At 57.2% G+C, this 12,369-nt stretch carries 6 protein-coding genes; 2 read left to right on the top strand and 4 right to left on the bottom strand.

All coding sequences use genetic code 11. From position 1 onward, the window contains the following. The coding region (locus tag P5540_00030) for a PKD domain-containing protein (protein ID HRT63185.1) at window positions 1–1,798 on the bottom strand (1,798 nt) is incomplete at its 3' end. Window positions 1,799–1,825: 27 nt separating this feature from the next. Then, window positions 1,826–2,404, bottom strand: coding sequence for a hypothetical protein (locus P5540_00025; protein HRT63184.1), 579 nt, complete (start codon window positions 2,402–2,404; stop codon window positions 1,826–1,828). A gap of 358 nt (window positions 2,405–2,762) precedes the next feature. Here P5540_00025 and P5540_00020 point away from each other — a divergent pair, with 358 nt between their 5' ends. Then, window positions 2,763–5,792 carry a GH116 family glycosyl hydrolase gene (locus tag P5540_00020; protein ID HRT63183.1) on the top strand — a complete coding sequence of 1,010 codons (3,030 nt, stop codon included), beginning with the start codon at window positions 2,763–2,765 and terminating at the stop codon, window positions 5,790–5,792. A 242-nt stretch (window positions 5,793–6,034) separates the two neighbouring features. Beyond that, a complete protein-coding gene (locus P5540_00015) occupies window positions 6,035–10,084 on the top strand; it encodes a tetratricopeptide repeat protein (protein ID HRT63182.1) in 4,050 nt (1,349 codons plus the stop codon). 12 nt (window positions 10,085–10,096) lie between these two features. Here P5540_00015 and P5540_00010 read toward each other — a convergent pair whose 3' ends face one another. Next, complete coding sequence (locus tag P5540_00010; protein HRT63181.1) at window positions 10,097–11,245, bottom strand: radical SAM protein; 1,149 nt, start codon at window positions 11,243–11,245, stop codon at window positions 10,097–10,099. Then, window positions 11,229–12,260, bottom strand: a complete 1,032-nt coding sequence (locus tag P5540_00005; protein HRT63180.1) for a glycosyltransferase family 2 protein — start codon at window positions 12,258–12,260, stop codon at window positions 11,229–11,231. Before P5540_00005 ends, P5540_00010 begins: the two co-directional genes overlap by 17 nt. Window positions 12,261–12,369 lie beyond the last annotated feature (109 nt).

Genomic DNA, 12,369 nt, shown 5'->3' with positions numbered 1-12,369 from the left:
CGCCTTCGCCTTCGCCTTCGCCTTCGCCTTCGCCTTCGCCTTCGCCTTCGCCTTCACCTTCGCCTTCGCCTTCACCCTCGCCTTCGCCTCCGCTGGTAACCGTGATGTAACTTTCCTTCGTTTTGGTATTGCTGCCCAATGATGTGGTTACGGTCAAACCAACGGTATAGGAACCCGGCGCGGCATAGGTGTGGGTGGGATTTTGTTGTGTGCTTGAACCACCATCGCCAAAGTTCCACGCCCATGCCGTAATGGACGAACTGCCGGGCTTGGAGGCATCGGTAAATTGCACGTGTAGCGGGGCCTGTCCAGACAGGGGTAAAGCGGTAAAGTCCGCCATCGGCAGGATGCCTTGGGCGGTCAGGCATACATCATCAAGATAAAAGATGCTGTTGGAACCAGACGGGGCGGCCGCAAGATTGCCCAAGAACCGGAAAATGTGGCTGGAACCGTTTGCGAAATTTCCAACGTCCAAGAGGATTTCCTTGTATTCTCCCAGATAGTTCGTATCGTTTTCGGTCACGGACCAGATTTCCGTTCCATCGGCCAGCACCTTGAACGCATCCGTTCCGTTCCCGCTCCCGCGTCCGATTTGGAACCGGAACGACAGCGTGGCGCCATTAGCGGCGGGCATGTTGACCATCTGCTCGACATAGGCCTGATCAGGGCGATCATAACCGTAATAGTACACAAAGAATTCGCCGGTATGGGAACCCGCGGCGATCGGGCAATGCACAAGGTCGCAGATAAGTTCGGGGAAATTGACGGATTGCTGGGTCCAGAAGGCGTTTTGGATGCCGGATTCAAAACTTCCGTCGTTGAAGAGATTATTTTCGCAGGGGTCGTAGCCCTCGCCTTCGCCTTCCCCTTCGCCTTCTCCGGTATAACAAGCAATTTGCCCGCGAATCTGCTGGCCGTCGGCATTTTCGATTACGACATAATATTCGGCATCGTACATGCCTTCGAGAAACGTGAAGAAGCCTTCGGGAGTAAAATAAACGGTTTCATCTATTGGGCTCGTGGGATTTCCAAGATTGGCAATGAGTTCGCCGTTTTCACCCGAGGGCGCCTTGCCTATCCATGCCGCGGTGGGATTCGATACATTGTGTTCAATGTAAAAACTAAACCAAAGCATGCCAAGGTACATTTCGCCGCTGCCCGTGGCCTCGCTTGCGCCCGGCGGAACGACTTGGTTTCCATTCAATGCAAAGGGACATTGCTGTTGATATAGACACGTCAAGCGTCCGGATATTTCGCCATTGGGGTAGGCGGCGCTGGTAACAATGACGTAGAGTCGCGTACCGAAACTGTACCGCCAATCGAGCCACTCCAGTTCGGCTTCCGTCAGATCGTGATGAATAGGGCTGGCCGGCGATCCAAGGTCTACGCCGACATTGCCTTCGGCATCAAGAATATAAGCGCCTGTGGGCGATGGAACGGTATGTATAACCTCGATGTAATTCGTTCCGGCATAATTCGTGAATTCACGCGCGGTTCCGGAGGCGGTCGTTCCCGCGTCAACCGGCGACAAGACAGCAGTGCATAAATCTTCTCCTTCTCCTTCTCCTTCTCCTTCGCCTTCCCCTTCGCCTTCACCCTCTCCTTCCCCTTCGCCTGCTTCGTCTTCATAGGTTACGATAAGGTGTGGCCAGAAGTCCGTGTTGGGATGATCTTTCGAGGCAAACTGTTTTATTGTGGAAGCGGTTGACTCGTCGCCCGCGACGAGCCAGCCCCGATTGGGATGAATCTGTGACACCGCGTCCTGCACGTCAGTAATCAATTGGGCCGAACGCCACACGTACCATCCCGGAAAATCCACGCGCTTCTATGCGCTGGCCGTCGTCGCAAAATCCCCCCCCGTGCTTGCCCAGACATCCGTGCTGTAAAAACGATGCAGCCATGTCGAATCACCGGTCTGAGCGGTGACGCCGTCCTCCTCGGAACCGGCTGGATTGGACCCGCCCTCGCCCCAATCGTTTTGCGCCCGATGCAATTTCACATCGGTTGGACTGTTTGTTCCGCCGGACATGTACATCCGCAGTTCCACATCGGTAATTGTCACGCCCGCAGGAACATTGTCCATAATATTGAAATAGATTAATCCTCGCCGGATGACACTGGAGGCATTTGTTCCACAGAAGAAAAACTGGCCCGCGCCATTGGCAAGCGCGCCCGAGGCGTCCTGATACAGGGTGGCGTCGCGTTCGGGATACAGCAGTACGGACGTGATGACAACTCCCGATTTTTCCTGCGTACGGGATATAACCTGGCAACGGGGAAGCCGGTATCCCTGCGAATCCTGTCCAAATACCGGTGAAGAGGTCCATTCGCCGGCCATGCACAAGACAATGCCCAAACCCAATAGAACCATTACGCCTACCTTGAAACCACGCAAATACAGCATCACACATCCTCCCGTTTCATGCGGCACGACACCGTTCGAATCATTTACCGCCTTCATCCCGCGATCAGACCCACTTTTTCAGATTGTTCGAAGACGGGCTACTCCCTCCATTGGCCCCAGAGGCCACTTTTATTATACTATGAATCCGTCAAAATGAAAATGGCGCTTCAGTACCTTAAATCAGGCTGCTATAAAAAACAACAAGAAAGTCTTGGGCAATTTGTGCAACCAAATGAAGTTCCATGATTAAGCGTGGGCGAAAATCGCTGGATTTTGAGAGCGATTACGAGCACGAGAAACTGGGTTGTGGGCAACGTCCACTTCAGACTCGTTTTCAGTAGAGGGAACAAGGATTTCCATGACAAAGCAAACGGTATTCATGGTTTTTTTCGGTCTTTTTTCCGGGTTTGTCGCCGTCGGATGGGCGGATCATCCCATTCCGGCGGAAAAGTCCCTTGCGCGGGGATGGGTGCAGAGTCTCTACGCGCGGGGCGAAAAGGAGGTGTTCTCCGGCAAGTCGCTCGACACGATCGGCATGCCGGTGGGTGGTTTCGGCACGGGTCAGTTGTATTTATGCGGGGACGGGACGCTCGGTTGCTGGGAGATCTTCAACCGCCATGAATTCCGCGGAACGGGCGATGTCAGTTACCGCGCGCGCATTCCGGACCATCCCGTGGAACAGGGGTTCGCGGTTGTCGTGCAGCAGGGCGGTCAATTCACGGTGCGCGCGTTGAATCGAACCGGTTTTACCGGGATTTCCTTCAACGGCCAGTATCCCGTTGGGACGATTGCTTATCAGGAGGACGGTTTTCCGATCGAAGCGACGATGCAGGCGTTTTCGCCCTTCATTCCGCTCAATGCCAAGGACAGCGCGTTGCCCGCGACCGTGTTTCTCGTCACGCTGAAGAATGTTTCCGCCGCGCCCGTCAACACGGGCCTGCTCGGTTGGCTGGAAAATGCCGTCTGCCGGTATACGGCGTCCGAAATGCCCGGCCTCCGCCGCACGCGCATCGTCAACGACAGGGGCCGGAATTTCATCATTCATTCCGCCGAGGATGCCCCGAAAATGGATGGAGCGCCCGCGGACCGGCCACCGATTCTCCTGCAGGATTTCGAAGGTGAAACCTACGGCGATTGGACCGTTGCCGGCGAGGCATTCGGCACGGGCCCGGCCAAGGGCGGTTTTCCCGGCCAGCAGCCGGTTTCCGGATATGAGGGCGCCGGTCTCGTCAATTCATGGAAGGGCAACGACGATCTGACGGGGGAACTCGCCTCGCCCCCCTTCACGGTGTCCCGCAAATATATCAACTTCCTCATTGGCGGCGGCCAGTATGCGGGCGAGACGTGTATCAATCTTTTGGTGGACGGCGCCGTGGTTCGCACGGCCGCGGGCGGCAACAGCGAGGCGTTGGGCGCCGCCTACTGGAACGTCGGCGATCTGGAAGGCAAGCAGGCGCAAATCCAGATTGTGGACCGGCGCGGCGGCGGCTGGGCCCACATCAACGTGGATCACATTGAAATGGCGGACACCCGCCGCGGGGGTCCGACAGGCCCCGTCTCCGCGCTGTACGATTGCGGCACGATGTGCCTGGCCATTGCCGAGGAAACGGGCGATCCGGCCACCACAAACGATCTCTTTGCAACACTCGACGGCCACGGACAAAAGGCGGTTGTCGCCAACGGGGATCCGTACCCCTTTCCCGAACGGCGGGTAGCGGCTCTGGCAACGGCGCGGGGCGATATCGCACCGGGCGCGGAGCGCACATACGCCTTTGTGCTTTCATGGCATTTCCCCAACATCCCCAACGGCCACGAGTACGCCACGCGCTTCGAGGACGCGCCCGCCGTCGCGCATTACGTGTTCGACAATCAGCCGCGACTCGTCGGCGACACGTTCAAATGGCGAGACACCTATTACGACGGCACGCTGCCGTGCTGGCTGCTCGACCGTTTGCACTCGACGGTTTCGTATCTCTCGACAGGGACGAGCCAATGGTGGGCGAATGGGCGCTTCTATGCGTTCGAAGGCGTCGTGTGCTGCGCCGGCACCTGCACACACGTCTGGAACTACGCGCATGCCGAAGCGCGTCTTTTCCCCGAATTGGCGCGATCCGCGCGTGAATTGCAGGACTTCAACGCGAGCGGGGGCGGATTTCATCCCGACACGGGCCTCGTCGGTTTCCGAAGCGACGACAACTACGCCGCCGACGGGCAATGTGGAACCATCCTCAAGGCCTATCGGGAACATTTGATGTCGGCCAACGGCGACTTCCTCGCGCGAATCTATCCGGCGGCCAAGAAGGCCCTTGAATATATGCTCGCGCAGGATGAAAACGACGACGGCCTGATTGAAAACACCCAGCCGAACACCTACGACATCAATTTCGAGGGCGCTAACACCTTCGTCGGCTCGCTCTATCTTGCGGCCCTGCGCGCGGGCGAGGAAATGGCGCGCGAGATGGGCGACGCCGAATTCGCGGATCGTTGTCGTCGCGTGTTCGACAGCGGCAGCCGGTTGAGCGTGGAACGCCTGTGGAACGGCGAGTATTTCATTCAAGACGTGGACCTAGATCGCTTCCCGGCCAATCAGTACGGTCCCGGCTGTTTGTCGGATCAACTTTTTGGCCAGACGTGGGCACGCCAATTGAATCTTGGCACGTTGTATCCGGAGGCGAACGTGCGCGGGGCACTGGCGGCGATTTGGAAATACAACTGGGCGCCGGATATCGCGGTCTATAACGATCTGCACCGTCCCTTGCGCTGGTTTGTAAATCCAGGCGAAGCGGGACTTATCGTCTGCACATGGCCGAAGAGCGCATACCTGAACCAAGGCGTCATCTACAAGGATGAGGTTTGGACCGGCATGGAATACCAGGTCGCGTCGGGCATGATCGCGGAAGGAATGGTCGAAGAGGGTCTTGCGATGTGCCGCGCCGTCCATGATCGCTATCACCCGATCAAGCGCAATCCGTACAACGAAGTCGAATGCGGCGACCATTATGCGCGCGCCATGGCAAGCTGGGGTGTATTCACGGCCCTGCAGGGGTTCGAGCATCACGGACCGAAGGGACACATTGGATTCGCCCCGCGCATCGCGCCCGGCCACTTTATCTCCGCTTTTACCGCCGCGGAAGGCTGGGGAATTTTTGCGCAAAAACGGGAAGGCGGCGCGCAGGAAGATCGCATCGAGGTTCGCTGGGGCCGTCTCCGCGTCAAAACGCTCGCGTTCGAGTTCGTCCCCGGAACACCCGTCACAGCCGTCAATGTCACCCTTGGCGACGTCCCTGTCGAATCCACGTTCGCGGTGAACGGAGCCCGCGTAACGATAACACTTGTCGCCGAGGCGATTCTCACGCAAGACCAAGTCCTGAACGTCTCAATCCGCTGAAATTCAAAACCAATTCATGCGGCCGGATCGTTTATTTCTTCACGGTCTCCTCGTACCGTGTGTGGAATCGTCAAAATGTCGCTTCTACCGTAGACGCGACCACTTTGCCGCGTCCCCGACATGCGGCGGGAACGCCTTGGTTGTGTCCCGAAGCAATAATCCGGTACTCTGAACAAAGTCTGAAGTGTATGGAGTCTGGAAAGGACCGCCGCATTAGTCATCGTGAACATCTGAAAGCGCCTATGGCACACGTCCCGACGAAAATTACGCCCGTCGAGGAAACCGCCTTTGCCGGAACACATGGAATCGCCGAAAAGACCTTTTCGATATGCAGAAAAGGCTTTGTTTTCCTTTTGACGAGCGAATGGTTCTATCTGGGCATCATCCTACTGATCGGATTGTTACTTCGGGCGTGGTATCTGTCGGAAATCGTTCATGCCCCCGATTTTGCGGCGCCCCAGCAGGATGCGGATGTCCAGGATTACCATGCGCGCGCCATGGCCACGGGCGATTGGACGGTCCGTCCGGGTGAAAACGATCCCGAAATACGCACAACGCCCTATTTTCGTCCACCGGGGTATCCCTACTATCTTTCCGTAATCTATTCCCTAACCGGCGGCAGCTACATGGCGCCGCGAATCGTCCAGTTGCTATTGGGACTGGCCAGCGTCGTCTTGATTTACCTTCTGGCCAGGGGTGTTTTTGGCCCACTCGCGGCATTGTCTGCGGCTTTTTTACAGTCCATTTACTGGGGCTTCATTTATTGGGAAGGCGAATTGAACGATCCGGCCCTCTTTGTGTTTCTCGGACTCCTTCTCATGCACATGTTGCGTTTGTGGCGTCTGAAAATGACATTCATGCGGGCGTTCGCGGCGGGCATCCTTGTCGGAGCCTACGCCCTCATGCGGCCTAACATTTTATTGTTTGGACCGTTTATCGCGGCATGGATGCTTTGGGTGGCTTGGCGTCGGAAGAATTGGAAACGCATGATCCCCGCATGGATTGCCTTGGCGCTGGCGCCTTTCCTCATGATTGCACCCGTTACTATTCGCAATTACCTGGTTTCCGGGGAGTTTGTGCCTATTTCCACCTATTTCGGCGAGAATTTTCTGATAGGGAACGGCGAGGATTCGGACGGCATCACGCCTTGGACGCCTTATTTGCAGGAATTGGAAGGGACGGGCCGGTGGTCGGTATGGGTCTACGTCAACGTGGTGAAGGGTCTCGGGAAACAGTTGGGCCGTCCCGATTTGGGCCATGCCGAGGCCTCCTCCTATTTCTTCCGAAAGGGGCTCGATTACGCCAAAGCACACAAGATGCGGACGTTGAAACTTGCGATCAAAAAGGCCGTGCTGTTCTGGTCGCCGCTCGAAATCACCTGCAACAAGGTGGTTCAGGACGAAAAGGATTTCTACCGTCCGTTGAAATATCTGCCCGGTTTTTCCCTTTTGACGGGTTTGTTCGCCGGGGGATGCGGCCTGCTGGCGCTGGGTCTTTTCAGGCGCCGATCCACTCCATGGCCCGACGGCGCCGGCGACATGATAGTGCTGGCCTTGGCCTTCGTGGCGGTCTATTATCTAAGTTTCATTCCCTTTTTCGTCAATGGCCGGGCCCGCGTGCCCATAACACCGTTTCTCATTTTCTTCGGATCCTATGCCGTTAGTTGCGTGTTACGGGCGGCTGCCGACAGGGCCTATGTGCGTTCAGCGTTCGTGGTCAGCGTATTGGCCATTCTTTGCGCGCTGGTGAACATTCAATATATCCCCTATGTGCCGGATCATGCGCGCTGGCATTATCAGCGCGCGGATTCGTTTCTGCGTCAGAATCGCGTTTCGGAAGCGCTCGACGAAGGGCGGAAATTGCTTGATCTGGGGACGGGGATGCCCTATATGCACCATCGGCTGGCCGAGGGTTTCGCGCAGAAGAACCGTTTCGAGGAGGCGGAGGAACATTACCGGGCGACGCTGAAACTGCAACCTGAATTTCAGAACCTGCACTATATGCTGGCGAACGTTCTCGTCAAACTCAGGAAAATGGATGAGGCCATGGCCGCGTACCGGGAAGCGATCCGCCTCAATCCGAACGATGCTCGAGCGCATCACGAACTGGGGGCGCTGCTGGCCAATGCCGGTCAAACGGACGAAGCAATGGCACATTTTGAAAAGGCCGTGACCATCGCCCCGCATTTCGGCGCGGTGCTCGAAAAAATGGGCCGTCTGTTGGCCGCCCAAGGCAAGGCGCATGAGGCCCTTGCCCGCCACGAGGCCATTATTGCCGCCGATCCGTCGTCCGAAGAAGCCTATTACAATTACGGACGGGAACTGACGGCCCAGCGGAAAATATCCGAAGCCATCGCCGCATTTGAAAAAGCCCTCGCTCTTGATCCAAGCCAGCCGCGCGCGCGAAACGCCATTGCCGCCATCCATGCCGAGCAGGGTCGAATCGAGGAGGCGATTGCGGCCTATGAGGAATCCATCCGCACGGCCCCAAACGACAAGACCGCCTATACGGACTTGGCGGTTATCCTCGCCGACCGGGGCCGGATCGACGAGGCCATTGGACTGTTCCAGGAAGCCATCCGCATTGATCCGGGGTATGCGTACGCCCTGGATCGCCTGGGACGTTTGCTGGCCGCCAAAGGCCAATCGCAAAAAGCCATTGACTATTATCAGGCCGCCCGCGAGGCGGATCCCGACAATCAGGACATTCATTACCTCCTGGGACGGGAACTGATCATGCAGGGCGAGAAGGATGAGGCGGCCGCCGAGTTCGGGGAGGCACTGCGGTTGAATCCTGACGATGCCCGCGCCCACAACGAATTGGGTGAAATACTCGCGGAACGCGGACAAATTGACGAGGCCATGAAACATTATGAAGAGGCCCTACGGGTGGATCCACAATTCGGATATGTGCTCGACAAACTGGGGCGGCTTCTGGTCGAAGCGGGCCGCGGCGACGAGGCCATCGCGCGCTATCAACAGGCCTTGGACATCAATCCGACGAATCAGGATGTGCATTATCTGATGGCGCGGGAACTGGCCCGAAAGCGTGAAAACGAAAAGGCGCTGCAACACTTCGAGGAAGCCGTGCGCCTCAATCCGGAAGACGCGCGCGCCCACAACGACATGGCGCTGCTCTTGGCCCGCCTGGGAAAATCCGAAGAAGCCTTGCGTCATTACGAACTGGCGGTAAAGGCGAAGCCCGATTTTACCCTGGCGTTCAACAACTGGGGCAATCTGCTGGCAAGCCTTGGACGCTATCAGGAAGCAGACGAAAAATACCGGCAGGCACTGGCCATTCGCGGTGAGGATGAATTGGCCTATTACAATTTGGCGCTTTCCGCGGACGCGCAGAACCAGACCGACGCCGCCATCGCCTTTTTCCACAAAGCCATGGCGAATTGCCCGTCCAATTCCAATATCCCCAACGACCTCGGCCTGCTCTATTCGAATTTGGGCAATACCGCCGAAGCGGTGCGCTGGTATGAACATGCATTGACCGTGGATCCGAAGAACCCCACTATTTATAACAACCTCGGTTATGAGGCTTATAAAAACGGCCAGTTGGACAAGGCGATCGTTTATTACCGGCAGGCGCTGGACATCATGCCGAATTTCGTGTTGGCGCTGAACAATCTGGGCATGACGTTCGCCGAACAAGACAAAATTGACGAGGCCATCGAACAATTTGAAAAAGCGCTTCAAATCGCCCCGGACGACGCGAATATCCACAACAACGCCGGTTACCAATATTATCGCAAGGGCGCTTATGAAAAAGCCCTCGAACATTTCAACGAGGCCATCCGCCTTGTGCCGCAATTTCCGCTGGCTTACAACAATCTCGGTTTGGTGATGCAGGCGCTAAAAAAACCGGAAGAAGCCATTGCCCAATTTCAAAAGGCGCTGGAAATATATCCGGCGGACAAACTGGCGCATTACAATATTGCCAACGTATTGGTCGCGGAAGGACGTCCACAGGAATCGCTTCCCGAATTCGAGCAGGCCGTCAAAAACGCCCCGGACAATCCCAATATCATCACCGATTACGCCAATGCGCTGGTAAAGGCACAGCGTGTGGACGATGCCGTAATGCTTTACAAGCAGGCCTTGCGACTCAATCCAAATCACGTCGGCGCCAACTGCAATCTGGGCAGCATCATGTTGTTGGCCAATGAACTTGACGGCGCCATTGAACATTTTCGCAAAGCGCTTGCAACCAGTCCGGATTTCGCGCCGGCTCGGGAAGGGTTGCAAAAAGCGTTGCATGCGCGCAATCGCGGTGGAAACGGATAGTGGAAGGGAAAACTACATCCACCGGGCGGTTTCGCGATGTTCCATAAAACAGCATCCGGGGCATAGCGCCAACAGCGATCCGCGCCGTTCTTGCCGGAAACGTCGCTGCCGTGCGCCGTTCCATAGTTCGGCCAAGGGGGTATCGCGGACATTTCCGACAAGTCCGTACCCGCAGGAACCCACGTAACCGGCGCAATCCATCCCCTGCATGTACCAAGGGCTCCGGCACGTGTAGCGATCGAGGGGCAACTCGACACCGTCATAGTAATCCAGCAGATCGTCCATGGGCATGCGCGGCAAACGCAGCCGAATACCGGCGGCGCGCGCCGAGTCCATGCACGCAAGCAGGGAAATCCGAAGCGTGTCACGGTCAATCCGGGGCCATGGAATGTCGGCCCGAGTGATCGCGGCAGGATCTTCGACGGTATCGGTTCGTAGATCGTAAGATCGTGTTTCGCATAGCAACAACAATTCATCGGCGCCGGCCTGTTTCGCGATGCGCGGCAGTTCAGCCAGTGTCCGGGCATTGTCGCGTTGAATAACGGCGGTCATGTGGAGGCGAGGACAGGTTTTTCGCAGGGCTTTTCGGGCATCCAGCAGCCGCCGCATGGTCTCCACGGTCCGGTTGAATGCGCCCGGCAGTCCGCGAATGCGGTCATGCACTTCGGCGGGCCCGTCGATGGATGTTCCCACGACCATGAGGCCCAAACGGCCGAGGCGGCGGGCGGCAAGACGGGCCAATAATGCGGCGTGATCTTCGGAAACGGTTGTGAGATTGGTCATGACATGCGTGAAATGACGTCTGCCGGCGTATTCGAGCAATTCCGGGAAATCGGTTCGGATGAATACCTCGCCGCCGGTAAACGAAATCAACCGAAACGCCGGTATCTGGTCAATGACGGCGCGCCATTCATCCTGGGCAAGTTCACGATCCCGCTGTTCGTCCGCCGGCACATGGGCGCGCCAGGCGGCGTTGAGGCACATCCGGCATTGCAGATTGCAGCGCCGGGTCAACTCGATGATGTATTGCCAGGGCGGCAGGGCATATCCGTTCCGTAACAAGCGCATGGGCAAGTCCGTGTACAGACGCTGCGCAAGGCCGAAAAGACGGCCCGCCGGCACAAGGCGGCGTGAAAGAGGTTTGTTATCCGGTAAATCCATCGGATTTCCCCGCGGATTCGCGGGACGCGGCCGTGCCGCGACACGGTTTCCATGGCCGCGTCCAGACACGCCGCGCAATGTAGGCTAGTTCATTTTCGGCGGCGCTTCCGTGCAGCATGAATTCGGCCAGAACGATGAAGAACACAAGGCTCAGTATCATGTGCGACAGTATCAATACCGGCAATAGCACATCCATACCGGGAAGTGGGAAAAAAGTCGGGGCCGCCCATGCCCCCAAAACATACATGAAAGAGATCACAAGCACGAAAAACAGAGCGCCCACGGCAAACGGAAAAAGGCCGGGAATAAGACTCGTAAAAAGGTTCCGGTACAACAACAGAACGCGGCGCAGCGTCCAGCGGGAACGGTCGTGCCGTCGCGGCTGGTGCGTAATCGGCACTTCGGCCACGCTCCGGATGCACAGCATGGCCGCCCCCGGATCCAGCGGACGCTGCGGCCCCGTGCGGAACGAACGCATGAGACCGCCGTCGAGCACCTTCATTCCGCAGCCCAGATCGTGCAACGGCACGCCCAGCAGCCGGCCGATTACGGCATTGCCCAACCGGGAAATCCAGACCCGGCCCCGGTTGTCCCGCCGTTCGACCCGGCGACCACCGACCATATCGTAGTTCCCTTTTTGAAATTCTTCGATAAGAATGCCGAGATCCGCCGGATTGACCTGCAAGTCGCAGTCCATGAAAACAAGATGGCGCCCATTCGCCCGCTCGATGCCGGCCGTCAAGGCGTTGGTCTGGCCATAATTCCGCGCCAAATCCACCACGCTCGTTACGGTCTCATCAGCATCGAAGATTTCACGCAGGACCTCGATGGTGCCGTCGGTGCTTCCATCGCTGACGTAGATGATTTCAAACGACGCATGGAATCCGCGAATGAACTGCGCCAGTTTGCCGTGAAACTCCTTGAGAGTGGCCGCCTCCTGAAAACAGGGCACGATCACGCTGTACTCCGGGACAGCCGAACTCTCCCGGGTTTCGGTGGAACTGGCGTTCTCCATGAAAAGCGGTTTCCTAACCGTTATTGAAAAATCGCGGCGTCCATCATGGGCACGGAACCGTAATCCCCGGCTAAGGAAGCGATTGGGGCGGGTCATGTCAAATTGAGTC

The sequence above is a fragment of the Candidatus Hydrogenedentota bacterium genome, assembly GCA_035450225.1.
Lineage (GTDB): Bacteria > Hydrogenedentota > Hydrogenedentia > Hydrogenedentales > SLHB01 > DSVR01.
This window is presented reverse-complemented; position numbering and strand designations above follow the sequence as displayed.

Excerpts from the sequence above, each read along its gene's own strand:
- P5540_00005 (HRT63180.1), bottom strand. The coding sequence starts at position 12,260 with ATGGAGAACGCCAGTTCCACCGAAACCCGGGAGAGTTCGGCTGTCCCG.
- P5540_00025 (HRT63184.1), bottom strand. The coding sequence starts at position 2,404 with ATGCTGTATTTGCGTGGTTTCAAGGTAGGCGTAATGGTTCTATTGGGT.
- P5540_00020 (HRT63183.1), top strand. The coding sequence starts at position 2,763 with ATGACAAAGCAAACGGTATTCATGGTTTTTTTCGGTCTTTTTTCCGGG.
- P5540_00015 (HRT63182.1), top strand. The coding sequence starts at position 6,035 with ATGGCACACGTCCCGACGAAAATTACGCCCGTCGAGGAAACCGCCTTT.
- P5540_00010 (HRT63181.1), bottom strand. The coding sequence starts at position 11,245 with ATGGATTTACCGGATAACAAACCTCTTTCACGCCGCCTTGTGCCGGCG.